This is a genomic window from Nocardiopsis listeri NBRC 13360 (assembly GCF_001570765.1).
Taxonomy (GTDB): domain Bacteria; phylum Actinomycetota; class Actinomycetes; order Streptosporangiales; family Streptosporangiaceae; genus Nocardiopsis; species Nocardiopsis listeri.
The window spans coordinates 1-16,220 of the sequence record NZ_BCSH01000086.1 but is presented as its reverse complement, the minus strand read 5'-3'; the positions used below and the strand labels follow the sequence as shown (position 1 = coordinate 16,220).

The window sequence follows — 16,220 nt, the reverse complement described above, 5'->3', positions numbered from 1 at the left end:
CCATACGTGCGATTCAGATGCCGACGTTCAGGTCGGGCGGCAGGATGAGCACGAAGATCGCCACGCGCAGCAGGACGTTGATCCAGGTGTTGCGGTAGCAGGCCCACAGGTAGCCGTAGAGCATGCCGGCGGTGGCGTAGGTCAGCATGGACATACCCGTGTCATGCATCAGGTCCGTCCCCGTGAGCTGGGACACCGCGTCGTAGGGCTGGATCAGCGCGTAGGTCAGCGCGAACACCACGGACGTGGCGATGATGCCGCCCCAGCGCCCCAGGAGGATCTCCAACCGGGTCTGAATCATCCCGCGGAAGAAGATCTCCTCACAGACCGCGATGAAGGTGAACGCGAGCAGCATGGCGTACAGGGTGAGCGACGGCGCCGGCAGTCCGATGTAGGGCACCATCAGGTACCCGATCACCAGCGTCGCCGCGAGGACCGGGATCAGTCCCAGCCAGCGCCAGGGTTCCCTCACCTTGAGCGCGACCGTGGGCATGAGGGTCCCCTTGCCCTCCACCGTGAGGCCGGAGCGGTCCATGATCAGCAGGGGGAGCGCGAAGAGGAACAACAACCGGGACACCAGGGACACCGACATCGCCAGGTCCGGGGCGGTTCCGGTCTCCTTGCCGTAGAAGGCGAGCACCCCGGAGAGCACCACCATCGACAGCACGAAACAGATGAGGAGGAGTGCCTGCCAGGCCAGCTCTCGTCCGAGCGGATGCCCCTCCATCGCGATCCGCACCCGCCGGTCCAGTTCGTCCCTTCGTCCCAACGACCAGACCAGGCCCCAGGACAGGAGACCGGCGAACAGCATCGGCGTCCAGGTGATCAGTAACAGGATGGACGATTCATCGAAGACCTGGTCCCGAAGGACCGGGTGGGCGAGCAGCGGCCCGACCACGAGGACCACCGCGAGCGCGATCATCCATGTGAGCCCCCATCTTCGCACTATGGCCACAAGAGTCCCCCCTGCCTCAGAACCACCATTCTGCCCCGGGGAAAACTAAAAGCGACTTAATGACTACGGTATGTCGTTACCACGTGTGACCATGGAAAAGGGAGCGGCCCGGACCGTCGCGACGGTCCGGGCCGCTCCCCGCGATATCGGTGAGGCCTCTAGTGACCGTTCTCCAGGACCGATTTGAGGAAGGACTTGGTCCGCTCCTGCCGAGGGTCCCCGAAGATCTGGTCCGGGTGGCCCTCCTCGGCGATCCGTCCCTTGTCGAACATCAGGACACGGTGCGAGACGTCGCGGGCGAATCCCATCTCGTGTGTCACGCACAGCATCGTGATGTCGGTGGTCTCGGCCACCTCGCGCAGCACGTCGAGCACACCGGCGACCAGTTCCGGGTCCAGGGCAGAGGTGACCTCGTCCAGGAGCAGGATCTCCGGTCTCATCGCCAGGGCGCGGGCGATCGCCACACGCTGCTGCTGACCACCGGACAGCTGGGTCGGGTGGGCGTCGATCTTGTCGCCCAGACCCACCAGTTCCAGGAGCTCCTCCGCGCGGTGGCTCGCCTCGTCCTTGCCCAGGCCGAGCACGTTGACCGGCGCCTCCATGATGTTCTTTCGGACGCTCATGTTGGGGAACAGGTTGAACTGCTGGAACACCATGCCGATGTGCTTGCGCTTGGCACGCAGGTACTTCTCGCTCGCGCGGGTCATCCCGGCGCCCTTGCGCATGTGGCTGAAGGGCTCTCCGTCGACCCAGATGTGACCCTCGGTGACCTTCTCCAGAGTCATCAGCAGCCGCAGGATGGTGGTCTTTCCCGAACCGCTCGGTCCGATGAGCGTCACGCGCTCACCAGGGGCGACCGCGAAGTCGAGGTGGTCCAGGACCGTGAGGTCGCCGAACCGCTTCACCACCTGATCGAAGACGATCAGGTTCTCCGCGGCGGGGCCGGCACCGTCGCCATCGACACCCGGTGCCATCGTGTTCTCGGGGGTATCAGACGGCGGCATATCGCTTCTCCAGTCGTCGAATCAAAATCGCGGAGGGGATGCTCACGACCAGGAACAGGAACCCGACCAGTGTGAACGCCTCGACGATACGGAAGTCGGCGCTACCGACGCGCTGGGCCTCGGTGAGCAGCTCGGCCACACCGATGGCGAACAGCAGGGGGGTGTCCTTGAACATCGCGATGAGGTAGTTCCCCAGTGCGGGGATGACCTTGCGGATCGCCTGTGGAAGGACGATGGCGCCCCAGGTCCGGTGGGACGGCAGGCTGAGCGCCCGCGCCGCCTCCCATTGGCCCTTGGACACCCCCTCGATCCCCGACCGGTACACCTCTGCCGTGTAGGCCGAGTAGTGCACGCCCAGGACCAGGATGCCCACGGTCATGCCGGAGACCGTCGAGGGCGCCAACAGGAAGACGAACACCAGCTGCATGACCAGCGGTGTCGTACGGATGAACTCCATGACGAAGTGCAGGATCGGCCCGAAGACCGGCACTCGACGAGCGATCGCGATGACCAGGCCCAGAGCGAGGGCCATCAGGTAGGCGACGACCGTGATCTGCACGGTGACCCACAGGCCGCCGAGCAGGTCGGGCATGACGCCGATGATCCACTCGAGATCCCAGAGGTTCACTTGGCCACCCCCACCTTGGTTCCGATCGTGGGCGGTCGCAGCATGGAGAGGATCCCCTGGCCGCCGGACGGCAGCCGTCCCAGCTTCCGGTTGGCACGGCGTTCGAGCAGTCGCATACCGAAGATGAGCACCTGCGCGATCAGGTAGTAGAGGACGAGTGCGCCGCTGTAGGCGACGACCGTCTCACCCGTGGCCTCTCTCAGCTGCTGGGCGACCGCGGCCAGGTCGGCGACACCGATGAGGTAGGCCACGGCCGTGGCCTTCATCAGTTCGATGACCAGGTTGCCGAAGGTCGGCAGCATCTGGGCCCAGGCCTGCGGGATCACGACCAGGCGCATCCGCTGGAACCAGTTGAAGTTGAGTGAGATGGTCGCCTCGACCTGCGACCTGGGGACCGCGTTGATGGACGAACGCACGACCTCCGCACCGTAGGCGCCCACGTTCAGGCCCAGGGCCAGGATGGCCGCGAACCTGTCCTCCAGCTGGAATCCGGTGGCGATGGGCAGCGCGTACGCCATCCAGAACATCAGCACCAGGGCCGCGATGCCGCGGAAGACCTCCACGTAGATCGTGGAGACGGCACGCGGCAACCAGTGGCCGGCGGTGCCGAGGATCCCGAAGATCATGGCGAGGACGAACGCCAGGGCGGCGCCACCGATGGTGAGTTGAACGGTGACCCAGGCTCCGTCGAGGAACCTGGGCAACCGTTCGACCAGGAAGTTGATCTGTTCCAAGAGGGATCAGCCCTCGCAGAGCTCGGCGGTGCTCGTACCGTCGGGCAGGTCGTCCTCGGTGAAGCCCCACTCCTCGCCGAGTTCGAGCAGGCGACCGCTCTCGGTGAACTCGGCGATGACGCGGTTGATCTCCTCCAGGAGTTCGGTCTCGTCCTGTCGCACGCACAGGCCGCCCCAGCCCTTCTCCTCGTTCCCGTCCATGACGGGGAAGAAGGGCTCGCTGACGTCGAAGTCGCCGCCGCGTTCCTGCAACAGGTAGTGGTGCGACACGCTCAGCATGGAGATGGCGTCCACACGGCCGTTCTCCAGGAGTTCGTAACCGGCGGTCTGGTTGCCGATGAGCTCCATCTGCTCTTCCGGAACCCCGAAGTACTCGGCGTAGGTCTGCTCGACCGAGCCGTTCAGCACGGCGAGCTTGAGGTCCGGGTTGTCCGCGAAGTCCTCGAAGTGCTGGATGTTCTCGGGGTTGCCCGCGGCGACCATGAAGGCCTCCGGGGAGGTGGCGGTCGGTTCGGAGAACGCGACCTGCTCGCAGCGCTCGGGCGTGATGAACACACCTGCGGCGAGGACGTCGAAGCGGTTGGCGTTCAGGCCCGGAATGAGACCGTCCCAGTTGACCGGGGAGGCCTGGATCTCGGGGACGCCCAGTTCCTCGAAGACGGCCTGGGCCACGGCCGGCGACTGGCCCGCCGGGTCACCGGCGTCGTCGACGAAGCCGAAGGGGATCTCGTTGGCGAGTCCGACCGCTACGAAGCCCTGCTCACGGAGACGTTCCAGGAGGGAACCCTCTCCTTCGCCGCCGGCGCCGCCCTCGTCGACCCGGCTGCACGCCGCGAGACCGGCCGTTGCGAGCCCCACGCCTCCCAAGCGGAGTGCGTCTCGGCGGCCCCAGGTTCCCCGCCGACGCGCTGGTCCCTGATTCTTCACGACTGCTCCTCGAAAATTCGAGAGCGGGGTCTCCGCCGAAGGACAGGGCGGGGACTCCGCACATTCGGATGGTGGATCGCCTCAAGTGGCTGATACCGCGGGTCTGGCCCGCGAACCAGGCCGCCGGCCGGGTACACGGGAGAACGGCGCTGGTACGGAGTCTCTTCTCCCCTGGCCCGCTCTGCAGTAACTGAACATGTTTAGTCCGTTATGCACTGGTTATGAGCTGCGGAAGGTCGGGGGACCGGACGGTAAGACCTAGTCAGGCCGGTCACCTGTACGGGGTGACTATGGGTTCCTTCGCCCGTCACCCTGGGCTTCCTCTTCCAGGAACGACGAGGGGCGGGGGCCGAAGCCGGCCCCCGCCCGTCGATGTGGTCCTACGCGACGCCTTCGACTTCCTCCCCCCGGCTGAAGCCCGGGGGTCTGCGCCGCTAAGAACCGATCAGGCGTCCTCCTCCACGACCAGCGGGTAGACGCCGTTCTCGTCGTGGACCTCGCGCCCGGTGACGGGCGGGTTGAACACGCACAGCACGCGGAAGTCCGTCTTGGGGCGGACCGTGTGCTTCTCGTGGCCGTTGAGCAGGTAGAGGGTGCCCGGCGTGATGATGTGCTTCTCTCCGGTGTCCTCGTTGGTCAGCTCCGCCTCACCCTCGATGCAGTGCACGAGCTCGATGTGGTTGGCGTACCAGAAGGTCGACTCGGTACCCGCGTAAAGGATGGTCTCGTGGAAGGAGAATCCGACCTTCTCCTTGGCCAGGACGATCCGACGGCTCCGCCAGTTCTCGGTCTTGATGTCGGCGTCGGTGTCGTTGACCTCGTCCATGCTGCGAACGATCACTTGGGGCTCCTTAACGTTCCGGTGCGCGTGAATATGCGCTGGTTACACGGTACGGGGCCGGTCGATGTACCCCGTTGGGAAACATCGACCGGCCCCGAAGTCGTACTTACTCCGGTCAGGCCGACTTGGCGCCCTTGACGGCGGCTCGGGCGGCGTCGGCCATGATGTCCAGGCCGGCGGTGAGCTCCTCGTCCGTCATGGTCAGCGGCGGCAGGAGCTTGGCGACCTCGTCCTCGGGACCGGAGGTCTCCAGGAGCAGGCCGCGCTCGAAGGACTCGGCCGCGACCTTCTTGGCGAGACCGCCCTCGGCGTCGAAGGCCAGACCGCGGGCCAGACCGCGACCACGGACGTGCGCGCCGAACTCGGCGTGCTCGGCGGCCATCTCGGACAGGCGGGCCTCGACCATGGTGCCCTTGGCCAGGGTGGCCTGGGCGAAGGAGTCGTCGCTCCAGTAGCGGCGCAGGGCCTCGGCACCGGTGACCATGGCCGGGTTGAAGCCACGGAAGGTGCCGTTGTGCTCCCCGGGCTCCCACACGTCCAGCTCGCGCTTGAACAGCGTGAGCGCCATCGGCAGACCGTAGCCGCTGATGGACTTGGACAGCGTGACGATGTCCGGGACGATGCCGGCCTCTTCGAAGCTGAAGAACCGACCGGTACGGCCACAGCCCATCTGGATGTCGTCCAGGATCAGCAGGATGCCGTATTCCTTGCACAGGGCGGACAGACCGCGGAGCCACTCGGCGCTGGCGGCGTTGATGCCGCCCTCGCCCTGGATGGATTCCACGATCACGGCGGCCGGGGCGTCCAGGCCGCTGCCGCTGTCGTCGAGCAGCGTGCGCAGCCACAGGAAGTCAGGGGTCTTGCCGTCGAGGTAGTTGTCGAACGGCATGGTCGCCACGTGGTCCAGCGGAACGCCGGCGCCACCGCGCTTCATGGAGTTACCGGTGACGGCCAGGGCGCCCAGGGTCATGCCGTGGAAGCCGTTGGTGAAGTTGATGATGGTCTGGCGACCGGTGTACTTACGGGCCAGCTTCAGCGCGGCCTCGACCGCGTTGTTGCCGGCGGGGCCGGGGAACTGGACCTTGTAGTCCAACCCCCTGGGTTTGAGGATGACGTCATCGAAGGTTTTGAGAAACTCCCGTTTGGCCACGCTGTACGCGTCGAGGCTGTGGACGATGCGGTCGTCCATGAGGTAGTCGATGAGCGGCTTCTTCAGCTCCGGGTTGTTGTGCCCGTAGTTCAGCGAACCGGCACCCGCGAAGAAGTCCAGGTAGGGCTTGCCACTCTCGTCGTATACGTGAGCTCCGACCGCCTTGTCGAAGACGACCGGCCAGTTACGGCAGTATCCGCGGACTTCGGACTCGAGGCGTTGGAAGGTCTCCATCGTGATGTTCCTTGGTTCCTTTCCCCAACTTCGTGGGCTCATGGCTTAGACGAGGGGTATGGGACAGGATCGCGTTCGATCCATTGCGGACGGTCAGTCGTCTGGGTTGTCGCTCGTGGGCCCGATGGGGCCGATACGCACGAGGTCCTCGGGTTCGTGGGGCTCGTCGCCGCCGGACGGGAAGTGCTCCTTGGTGAAGAGTGGGCTCCACACGTCCTCAGTACCCCAATTTCGGGCAAATGACGCAAATAGGGCACGAGAGGCGGCGTTGTCCGAGGTGACGGTCGCTTCGAGGTACCGCACACCCTGATCGGCGAACGTGTCGCCGATGAAGTCGAGCATCCGGCGGGCCAGCCGCTGTCCGCGATACGCGGAGTCGACGGCGACCTGCCAGAGGAAGTAGGTGTCCGAGCTGTCAGGACGGACGTAACCGGTGACGTAGGCCGCCACCCGGCCGTCGGTGTCCTTCGCCACGACGCTCGTCGCGGCGAAGTCCCGGCACCACAGCGTGTAGGCGTACGGGGAGTTCACGTCCATCCCCGCCTCGCCGGCCAACCGCCACATGTGCGGCCCGTCCTCCGAGGAGGGGTGCGTCAAGCGCACGCCCTCATGGCCCGCGCCCTCGGCGGTCCGGTGACCCTGGGCCCCGTCGTCGTTTCGGTCGCGTGCTTGGAGGTTCGTTCGTTGTTGTGGCACGTCGACCGAATTTAGCGAACGAAGTTCAAAGATGTTTCAGCGAGATCCCGCACAGATGTTTGGGCTGATCCTGAACGGGTATGGCTCGTCTATTTAGCAGCATGAAGACGACCTGACCAGCACTTTCGGGCGGGGCGCGCACTCGACCGAAAGCCCTGGTCACGCCTTGCCCAACAGGGGATTCGGCGACCACGCGAGCCCCGGACCTTTCGGGGCACTCCCTCGCCTCCCGGCGAGCGGAACACATGCCTCGGGGTCAAACATAGAGCCTGAACAGGCAATATTAAGCGTGCGTTAAGTCACATCAATTCGGTGGGAACCTCGCGACATAACGCCCGAAAGACCTGCGGCGCACCTCACACAGTACGCGCCCACCCCCTCTGGCACCCCTGCGCACAAGCGGAAACCCCCGCTGCGCAGGCGACACGCCGGTCGTCACCTACCGCCCCGTTCGCCCCACCCGCTCGGCGCCCTGCGGGCACCAAGGCCCCCGGTACGGACGAACGTCCTTGATCATTCGCGGTTTTTGGAGCAGACTCTGCGTAGTACGACCTCATGTAGTACTACAATTGGTCGCAACGCTTCGTCGCAGCCCGCCCGGGTCAAGAGCCCTTGGTCGGGTCGCACGACACGAACTTCGCCCACCTCACCGCGGCCACATCGTCGGTGGGGACCAACGACCAGGGATCGGAGGCGTCCGTGAACCGCCTGTATCACGACAGTGAGGACTGGGTCGAGCAGGGCAACTGCCGCTCGTACGACCCTGAGATCTTCTTTCCGGTGAGCAGCACCGGGATCGGTCGCGTCGACACGGAACAGGCCCTCGCCGTCTGCCGCAGCTGTACTGTTCGCCCGGAATGCCTGCGGTGGGCGCTACGTGCCGGAGAGGCTCATGGAGTCTGGGGTGGGACCACCCCCGAGGAGCGTCGCTACATGCGCCGCGAACTCGCACCGGCCGTCTAGAGCCCGTCCCTCGGAAACGGGCGGAGCCGCCGGATGCCTCGCGCGTTCGGCGGCTCCCCTGTGCCCGGCCCCCATATCTCCCGCCCCTCGTGGGTCTTGCGGCTCCCGGGGGCACGGCTTAGGTTCGGTAATCGTGCGACCCGCTCACGGCACCCTTCGGTTCACGCGCACGGCGCTCCTCGCCGTGGCGTGCACAGGGCTCGCCTGGGGAGGGCACAACCTCTGGTCGGACACACCCGCCGGGGTCGGGGGCTTCCTCCTGACCACGGCGTTCCTGGTCGGCCTCCTGTGGCGCTTCACCAGGATCATGCGGGGCTTCGGCGACATCTTCACCGCCATGGCCCTCGTACAGGTCGTACTGCACATGGTCCTACAGATGACGGCGGGCCCCGAACTCCATTCCGCGGGCACCGGCCACGGCGGCCACGGGCTGCTCACCCACACACTCGGCCTCACGCCGGGCATGTTGTTCGCACATCTGTGGGCCGCCCTGCTCGCCGCCGCGCTTCTCGCACACGGCGAGTCCGCGCTGTGGTTCCTCGGCACCACCCTCTCCCGGGCCCTGCCACGGCCCCTGCGCGCCCACGGTCTCCCGTTCCGCGCGCCCGAGCGCGCGCACGTCGCGCTCCCGTCCACCGCGCCCTCTCCACCCGCGTTCACCGCACACGGGCCCCGCGGGCCTCCCGGTTCACCCGCGCCCCTTCCTCCTGTCGTCGTAGTACCCCGGTACCCGACGCCAAGGGGCAACCCGAATCGCATCCGAACGGCCCGAGAGAGAAGAACCATGTCGAGAACCCGTACCGCAGCCCTGATCACCCCCCTCGCCGCGGTGGCCCTACTGCTGGCCCCCTCCCCCGCCCTCGCCCACGACGTGCTCACCGGCTCCGACCCGGAGGACGGCGCCACCCTGGAGACCGTCCCCGAAGAGGTCGTGCTGACCTTCAACAACGCGCCGATGGAAGGTGGCGAGGGAAGCGCGATCGTCGTGACCGGTCCCGACGGTGAGACCCAGTACGAGGACGGCGCACTCGCCTTCAGCGACACCGAGGTGTCCGTGGGGCTGGCCCCGCTGGACGAGGCGGGCGAGTACAGCATCGCCTACCGCGTCGTCTCCTCCGACGGCCACCCGATCCAGGACACGATCGCCTTCTCGGTGACCGACGAGGCCGTCGCCGAGGCTGCTCCGGAAGAGCCGGCCGAGGAAGAGCCCGCCGAAGCCGAGGAGCCCGCGGCCGAGGAGGTCGAGGAGTCCCCGGCCGCCGCCGATGAACCCGCCGCCGAGGGCTCGTCGACCACCACGCTGCTGTTGGTCGGTGGCATCGCCGCCCTCGCCGTCATCGGCCTGATCGCGGTCCTGGTGGTGCGCATGCGCAAGAGCCCCGGGTCCGGCGAGAACCGGTAGAAGACACTTGAAGGGGCTCGCACGCGTCGGCGTGCGGGCCCCTTCGTCGTCGGTTCGTGCGCCTCAGCGGCGCCGGGCGAGGAGGATGCTGATGTTGTCCTTGCCGCCCGCGCCCATGGCGGCCTGCCACAGGGCGTGCACGGCGGCCTCGTCGCTGCCGGCCTCCGCGATGATGCGTTCCATCTCCTCCAGCAGCACCAGGTCGGAGAGCCCGTCGCTGCACATGAGCCAGGCGCTGGGATCGGCGGCCTCGTCACGGCCCACGTGCGGGACCATCGAGCCGCCGGAGCTGCCGCCCAAGGACTGGGTGATGAAGTTCGTGGTGACGGGGCGGCCGTCCTCGGAGGGCGGCAGGGCCGGGGAGTCGTCCTCGGAGAGTTGACGCAGATGTCGACCCTCCAGACGGTAGGTCCGCGAGTCACCCACGTTGAACCAGAAGTTGCCGTCGTTGTTGAGCAGGACCCCGGCGACCGTGGTGCCCATCCCGGAGAACTCCGGGTGTTGGGAGGCGTGGTCCTTGATCTCCTCATCGATGTGGGTGAGGAGTTGGGCCACTTCCTCGGGGTTGTTGAGCCGAGGACCCATCTCGGCCATGCGGTGCACGGCGTGTTCCGAGGCGATCTCACCGGCGGCCTGGCCACCGATACCGTCCGCCACCGCGAGGATGACCGGTTCGGTCACCGGCAGTACGCAGCGGACCGGGGAGGTCATGTTCGCACTGGCGACGGTGAGAGCACCCATGACAACGGAGTCCTCGTTGGCGGGGCGAATAGCGCCCCGGTGCGTGAGGGCCGTGACAATGACTTCCCCACCAGCGACACCCATACGCCCTTCCTCCCGTTTCGTCGGCCTTGGCCGGTTGCCCGGCAGCCGCCGGACCTTGATCGAGTCCCGTTCAACGTCTGGATTCTGTCACCGTACCGAGACGGAGATCGCTCAAAATCCGTGTACATCATGGCGGAAAACGCTCGGAAGCGCAGTTCCCGTCCGCCTTTGTACCGCCAAAAGCGTGGAGACGGAGGACTGGGGGGCCACTGAGTCGTCCCGACCCGGTTCCGGTCCGACACTAGCGTTGCTCAGGTCCGACCGACAGTGCCGATCGGGAGGTTCGACGAACCAGCAGCCCAGGGCCCGGTTCCGGGAGGACCTTGGGCGACCGGAACCGGCCGTTCCACCAGGTTTCGGGCGCCCGACGGGAGCAAGGGCACGTTGTCGGCCTGCCGAGGGTCTGGCACAATGGAGCCCGTTGGGTGTCTAAGACGCAGACACACACGACCTCCGCCCCGCGCGCGAGCCTCGAACACAGGTACGCCCGGTGGCGCTCAACCTCTCTCCAAGGTCGTTTGGTGTGGTCTGTCATGCGTCGCTCCCTTCATCCTCCCTCCCATGAACCACAGCACCGTTCGCACTCCGTGCGCGCGGCTCTTCGTGCTGTCCCGCCCTCCTCGGCCATGGGGCCCGGACCCGCGCCCGCCACGTTCCCCTGAAGACCCCACGCCGGTCCGTGCCCGACGGCGTCCGGTGGTTTTCACCCCCATGTGAAAGCACCGGTGGCCATAGGGCATGGCGGCCCGACCCGTACGCCCCGGAAGGATTCCGACTCCCCGCTCCGGAGTCCCCCGGGACCAACCACGACGGACACCACGGCGGTGTCCAAGGAGTTCAGCCCAGTGAAGATCGCCATGGTCGCCGAACACGCCAATCCCCTCCCCGCGCACCGCGGCGAACCGGCCTGCCCGGTGAGCCTGCACGTGTGCGCCGTGTCCCGACAGCTCGCCAAGCGCGGTCACAAGGTGACCGTCTACGTCCGCCGCAGTGACCCCGAGCAGCCCGAGGGCCGCACGCGGATGGCCCGCGGCGTCTCCGTCGCCCACCTCGACGCCGGGCCCGCCCGCGTGCTCCACGAGACCGACCACGCCGAGCACACCGGCGCCTTCGGGACCGCGCTGGCCGCCGTCCTCGACGAGGACACCCCCGACGTCCTGCACGCCATCGGCTGGACCAGTGGTCTCGCCGCCCTGCACGCCCAGGCGCACAGCGAGAAGGACCAGAGTGGCGTCCCCATCGTCCAGACCTTCCACTCGCTCAACGCCAGCGAACAGCGTTCCGGTCTCGCCCACCGACCGGACCGGGCCCGGATGGAGACGATCCTGGCCTCCCGTGCCGACCGGGTCCTGGTCAACTCCACCGACCAGCAGGGTGAACTGGCCCGCCTGGGCGTGCCACGTCACCACGTGAGCGTCGTGCCGTTCGGTGTGGACTCCGACCACTTCAGCGTCGAGGGCAGCGCGTCCGCAGAACCCTGGAACGCCCGCCGCGAGGAACGTTCCCGCCTGATCTCGGTCACCTCCCTGACCGAGGCCGGTGGCGCCGAACGCCTGGTCGAGGCGATGGTCCGGTTGCCGGAGGCCGAGCTGCTGCTGGTGTCCACCGCCGACGACCGCACGGTCGCCCTCGACGAGAACGCCCGCCGCGTCGAACTCCTGGCGAAGGAGGCCGGCGTGGACGACCGCGTGCACCTGACCGGCCCCGTGGAGCGCAAGGAGCTGCCCCGCCTGCTGCGTTCGGCCGACGTGTACGTCTCCGCGGCCTCCTACGACCCCTATGGCGGCACCGTCCTGGAGGCCATGTCCTGTGGCCTGCCGGTCGTGGCCACCGCCACGGGCGCCGTCCCCGGCGCGGTGCTGCACCGTACGAGCGGCGTGCTCATGCGCTTCGGTCGTCCCGACGAGGTCGCCCGGTCGGTCCGCTCGGTCCTCAGCACACCCACCATGAGCAGCGCCTACGGGATCGCCGCGGTCGACCGCGCCCGCTCCCGTTTCACCTGGCAGCGCATCGCGGTGGAGACCGAGCTGGCCTACGAACGCTCTCGCCCACAGCAGACCGAACGCGACCACTCCGACGAGGACGAGACGGAGCTGCTCCTGTCCGGTTCCTCCCACTGAGCGGTCCACCCCCACCGATGACCTTCGAACACCAGGGACTGCTCTACCGCGGAGAGAGACGGTTCCACGAGGTGACACGGAAACGACTTCGCACCGCGGTACGCGAAGACGGCCACACCGTCCTGGCCGTAGCGGATCCGGCCGCGCTCCTCGACGGGCTCACCCCCGAGGAGCGCGGCCGGGTGCACGTCGTCGACCGTGACACCCTCTACGACGCCCCAGGGCGCACGCTGGCGGCCCTGCACCGCATGTCCCTGGCACACGACTCGGTCACGGTGGTGGGCCAACCACCCGTTCCCGCGGACGGCGCGATGGAGAACCGCGAGTGGCACCGGTTGGAGTCCGTGCTCAGCACCGCGCTCGCACCGATGCGCACGCGTCTGCTGTGCGTCCACGACGACCGGGGGTTGCCGCCGGGCGCGCGTTCGGCCGTCCTGGCCACCCACCCCGTCCTGGTGGGCGACGAGGGTCCGTACGCCAACCCGGCCTACCTGGGCACCGCGGCGTTCGGCCATCGGCGCCCGGCGCCGGAGCCGTTACCGGTGACGAGCCCGGTGCACCGTCTGGAGATCGAGCGGTCCCTGCCACGGCTGCGGGACGATCTCGACTCCTTGGCGCGCGCCCTGGACCTGCCACGGGAGCGGGTGGACGGTCTGGTGGTGGCGGTGAACGAACTCGCGGCCAACGTGCTGGAGCACGGGGCGGGCAAGGGAACCGTCCAGATGTGGCGTGGCCCTGACCGCTGGGTGTGCGACGTCTTCGACGAACGCGGCGGGCTCTACGACCCCTTGACGGGATACCGTCCCGCCGACGGCCTGCGCCCCCGCGGATACGGGCTGTGGATCACCCGCCAGATCTGCGACTTCATGGAGATCTGCGGGGACGAGTCGGGGTCGCTGGTGCGGTTGCACTTCGTGGATCCCGTCACCGGCGAAGAGAGCGGCGCGGAGGCGGGAAACGGTGAGGACGTGCGCACCACGCCGGTCGGTCCGTGAGAGCGGGGCCCACCGCCCCGGCTCAGCCACCGAGTTCGGAGACCGCGTCGCCGGTGCTGGCGCCTATCGGGATGACCTGATCGATCCCCGCTATCACGAACAACCGGTTGACCTGCTGCTGTGGCTCGGTGACGACGAATCCGACGTCCAGGTCACGGGCCTGGCGGAACGCCGCGACCAGCACTCCGATGCACCGGGAGTCGCAGAACCCGACCTTGGCCAGGTCCACCACCACCCCCTTGGGAGCGTCGCCGAGGACCTCGTCCAACGCCTCGGCCAGTGCCGGGGACGAGACCGCGTCCATCTCACCGACGGGTGTCACGACGGCGACGCCATCCTCGCGGCGAATCGAGATGTCTGACGTCACGGTCGGTCTCCTTGTCGTTCACTGCGCCGGGTGGTTCCCGGTCCCGCCGTGGGGCGGGCCGACCGCCGTCGCGCGCCACGACGGTCCCGAACCCTCATCATGCCGCGTTCCGGTCACGCTCCGGACTCACCGCGGTCTTGTTGCCAGGTCTTTCACCGGGATCCCACCATGTTCATCGCGCATTCGCGCGGACTCGGTTCACCGTTGACCGCTTACGTCCCGGTTCAGCGGCCGTCCGCACCGTTGCGACGCATCCGCGGTTGCGGACCCGTGTTCTGCGCGACGAGGTCCCGGGCCACGTCCACCACCCGTTTGCGATTGCGTTGGGCCACCTCCCGCAGGGCCGCGAAGGCGGCGTCGGCGTCGCAGCCCCGTGCGTGCATGATGATCCCCTTGGCCTGGTCGATCACCGTACGCGCCGACATGGCCCTACGCATGTGCGCGGACTCGCGGGCGGCGTCCGTCTGCCGGAAGGCCGTGTGCAGGGCCATCGCCGAGTGCTCGGCCAACAGGGCGGTGAGTTCGGGGCCGACCCCCTCGTCGAAGGCGTCCGCGCGGCCGGAGTGCACCCCGAAGGTGAGCACCCGGTCCTCGTCACCGTCCCCGGGCAGGGCGCTGGGCTGGGTGATGGAGGAGCGGTCGCCGCACTGGACCGCCATGCTCGTGTACCGGGGCCAGCGCTGCTCGCGCAGCACGTCGGACACCCGGACCTGGCTCATCTCGCGGACCGCCTCGACCGTGGGCCCCTGATCGGTCGTGTACTGGTGTTCCAAGGCCTCGGACAGGTCGGAGTGGGAGGCCCCGTAGTCGGTGACCACGTGGCGACGGGACCCGTCCGGGCCGACCACCTCGCGCCACAGCACCACGAGCGCCGCCGAGCAACCGGGGACGCTCAGCGCCGCGGCCCGACTCATCTGGTCCAACGCTCGTTCGGGAGTGGTGTTCTCCTCCTGCCCGAGCGCGCCGATGTCACGGGCGAGGTGTTCGATCCACACCGTGCGAACCTCCTCGACTCGTGCCCCTCTCCCGCACCAACGGTAACCTTCGAAAAAGCCTCGACCGGACGCCGGACCGTTCCGGCGAGTCCTCGCCCACCATCGAAGACCACCGGGAGACCGTGAGCGTGTCGGACAACCTCGCCGATCTGCAACGCGAGATCAACGCGCTGAGCGAACGTGTCGCGGCGTTGCGCAACACGCATACCACCTACCCGGACGACGCCGGGGGTACCGCTGAAGCCGCCCTCGCCGAGCTGGAGTACGCCGAACGCCTGCTCGGCGACGCCGGCGGTGAACTGGTACGCGCGCTCAGCGGACCCGTCGAGCCCCGTCGCAGCGGCGACGACAACGACCGGGTCCTGCTGCGCGCGATGTTCAACGAACTCAGTGTGCCCGTGGTGTTGCTGGACCACGACGGCTACATCCGTCGGATCAACAACGCCGGCGCCGAGCAACTGGGCGGCGCACCGGGCTACGTCACCGGCAAGCCCTTCGCCCACTTCGTCGACCTGCGCAAGCGCGCGGCGATGCGGTCGTGGCTGGCCGCGGTGCTGCGCGGTGACGGCCCCGCGTCCTTGGAGTCGCGGCTGGCGCAGCGCGGATGGGCCGAGGACGTGCACCTGACCCTGACCCGGTTGGAGTTGCCCACCGAGGCCCAACCCCTGGTCCTGGTGGCCATGTCACCACCGATGAACGGCGCCGACGAGGACGGCCCCTCGCCGTTGGAGCCGGAGGTGGAGGACCAAGTGGTCGTGCTCGCCGCCCGCCGCCTGGACGTGCTGACCCGGATGACCCGCCTGCTGTTGCGCGGCACCACCCCCACCAGGGCGTTGGCGCTCACCGACGCCGCGGACCTGCTGGCCGACTCCTACGCGGACTGGGTGATCATCGACGTCTGCGACCTGCCCGAGGACTCCCGCGTGGCGCGCCGCGCCGCCGTCGTCGGCCCGGCCGACGCCCCGGAGGGTCAACGCGACGAGCTGGCCGCGCTGTCCCCGAGCGACTCCGACATCCCCGGAGAGGTGCTCGGTCGCGGTCAGTCGTTGCTGTTCCCGCTGATCGAGGACGAGACGGTGCTGGGCCACATGGGCGCGGGCGCTCCCGTCCTGGCGGTGTTGGGCGCCGGTTCGCTGCTGTCGGTGCCGCTGCGCGGCAGCCGGGGCGTGCGGGGCGCGCTCACCCTGATCCGGCGCAGCAACCGGGGCAGCTTCCGCCTGGCCGACCTCGGCCTGATCGAGGAGATCGGCGAGCACATCGGCTTGGCGCTGCCACCCCGCCCCAGGTGATCGGCCCCAGGTGATCGGCCCCAAGGGGTCACCCGGTTCGGGTCCGGAGATCCTGGGTTCGTTCCAACACCGTGCAAGAGGAGTCGAGCCGCGAG

At 68.1% G+C, this 16,220-nt stretch carries 16 protein-coding genes; 5 read left to right on the top strand and 11 right to left on the bottom strand.

Translation table 11 applies throughout. The annotated features are described in order from the left end of the window. Positions 1-13: 13 nt before the first annotated feature. The 8 genes from NLI01S_RS22295 to ectA form a co-directional block, all read right to left on the bottom strand. Positions 14-922: a CPBP family intramembrane glutamic endopeptidase gene (locus NLI01S_RS22295; RefSeq protein ID WP_190318558.1), complete on the bottom strand. Its 909-nt coding sequence runs from the start codon at positions 920-922 to the stop codon at positions 14-16. A gap of 191 nt (positions 923-1,113) precedes the next feature. Further along, positions 1,114-1,959, bottom strand: coding sequence for an ectoine/hydroxyectoine ABC transporter ATP-binding protein EhuA (ehuA, locus tag NLI01S_RS22290; protein ID WP_067607949.1), 846 nt, complete (start codon positions 1,957-1,959; stop codon positions 1,114-1,116). Beyond that, entirely contained in the window at positions 1,946-2,551 is a 606-nt protein-coding gene (ehuD, locus tag NLI01S_RS22285; RefSeq protein WP_067608012.1) for an ectoine/hydroxyectoine ABC transporter permease subunit EhuD, read from the bottom strand. Before ehuD ends, ehuA begins: the two co-directional genes overlap by 14 nt. Before the next feature lie 32 nt (positions 2,552-2,583). Then, positions 2,584-3,312 carry an ectoine/hydroxyectoine ABC transporter permease subunit EhuC gene (gene ehuC / locus NLI01S_RS22280; RefSeq protein WP_067608009.1) on the bottom strand — a complete coding sequence of 243 codons (729 nt, stop codon included), beginning with the start codon at positions 3,310-3,312 and terminating at the stop codon, positions 2,584-2,586. A 15-nt stretch (positions 3,313-3,327) separates the two neighbouring features. Further along, entirely contained in the window at positions 3,328-4,179 is an 852-nt protein-coding gene (ehuB, locus tag NLI01S_RS22275; RefSeq protein WP_067607946.1) for an ectoine/hydroxyectoine ABC transporter substrate-binding protein EhuB, read from the bottom strand. 514 nt (positions 4,180-4,693) lie between these two features. Then, positions 4,694-5,089 (bottom strand): ectoine synthase, encoded by a 396-nt coding sequence (locus tag NLI01S_RS22270; protein ID WP_067607943.1) that lies wholly within the window; start codon positions 5,087-5,089, stop codon positions 4,694-4,696. A gap of 115 nt (positions 5,090-5,204) precedes the next feature. Next, a complete protein-coding gene (gene ectB, locus NLI01S_RS22265) occupies positions 5,205-6,473 on the bottom strand; it encodes a diaminobutyrate--2-oxoglutarate transaminase (RefSeq protein WP_067607940.1) in 1,269 nt (422 codons plus the stop codon). Positions 6,474-6,566: 93 nt separating this feature from the next. Next, positions 6,567-7,076, bottom strand: a complete 510-nt coding sequence (gene ectA, locus NLI01S_RS22260) for a diaminobutyrate acetyltransferase (RefSeq protein WP_084392805.1) — start codon at positions 7,074-7,076, stop codon at positions 6,567-6,569. A gap of 792 nt (positions 7,077-7,868) precedes the next feature. Here ectA and NLI01S_RS22255 point away from each other — a divergent pair. Further along, complete coding sequence (locus NLI01S_RS22255; RefSeq protein ID WP_067608003.1) at positions 7,869-8,132, top strand: WhiB family transcriptional regulator; 264 nt, start codon at positions 7,869-7,871, stop codon at positions 8,130-8,132. Positions 8,133-8,265: 133 nt separating this feature from the next. Then, on the top strand, positions 8,266-9,534 hold the full coding sequence (locus NLI01S_RS26520) for a copper resistance CopC family protein (RefSeq protein ID WP_067607937.1): 1,269 nt from the start codon (positions 8,266-8,268) through the stop codon (positions 9,532-9,534). A gap of 63 nt (positions 9,535-9,597) precedes the next feature. Here the strand turns inward: NLI01S_RS26520 and NLI01S_RS22245 are convergent, their stop codons facing one another. Next, on the bottom strand, positions 9,598-10,359 hold the full coding sequence (locus tag NLI01S_RS22245) for a PP2C family protein-serine/threonine phosphatase (protein ID WP_067607934.1): 762 nt from the start codon (positions 10,357-10,359) through the stop codon (positions 9,598-9,600). An 845-nt stretch (positions 10,360-11,204) separates the two neighbouring features. On the opposite strand from NLI01S_RS22245, the gene NLI01S_RS22240 reads away from it, so the two are divergent. Then, positions 11,205-12,479 carry a glycosyltransferase gene (locus tag NLI01S_RS22240; RefSeq protein ID WP_067607931.1) on the top strand — a complete coding sequence of 425 codons (1,275 nt, stop codon included), beginning with the start codon at positions 11,205-11,207 and terminating at the stop codon, positions 12,477-12,479. A gap of 17 nt (positions 12,480-12,496) precedes the next feature. After that, the gene (locus tag NLI01S_RS22235; protein WP_067607928.1) at positions 12,497-13,474 is read left to right on the top strand and encodes an anti-sigma factor RsbA family regulatory protein; all 978 of its coding nucleotides are present in this window, start codon (positions 12,497-12,499) and stop codon (positions 13,472-13,474) included. Between the two features lie 22 nt (positions 13,475-13,496). Here the strand turns inward: NLI01S_RS22235 and NLI01S_RS22230 are convergent, their stop codons facing one another. Both NLI01S_RS22230 and NLI01S_RS22225 read right to left on the bottom strand, forming a co-directional pair. Then, positions 13,497-13,841 (bottom strand): STAS domain-containing protein, encoded by a 345-nt coding sequence (locus NLI01S_RS22230; RefSeq protein WP_067607925.1) that lies wholly within the window; start codon positions 13,839-13,841, stop codon positions 13,497-13,499. 224 nt (positions 13,842-14,065) lie between these two features. Continuing rightward, positions 14,066-14,836, bottom strand: coding sequence for an ANTAR domain-containing response regulator (locus NLI01S_RS22225; protein WP_067607922.1), 771 nt, complete (start codon positions 14,834-14,836; stop codon positions 14,066-14,068). A 128-nt stretch (positions 14,837-14,964) separates the two neighbouring features. Between NLI01S_RS22225 and NLI01S_RS22220 the strand changes: the two genes are divergently transcribed. Further along, on the top strand, positions 14,965-16,125 hold the full coding sequence (locus NLI01S_RS22220; protein WP_067607998.1) for a PAS domain-containing protein: 1,161 nt from the start codon (positions 14,965-14,967) through the stop codon (positions 16,123-16,125). The last annotated feature ends 95 nt before the right edge of the window (positions 16,126-16,220 follow it).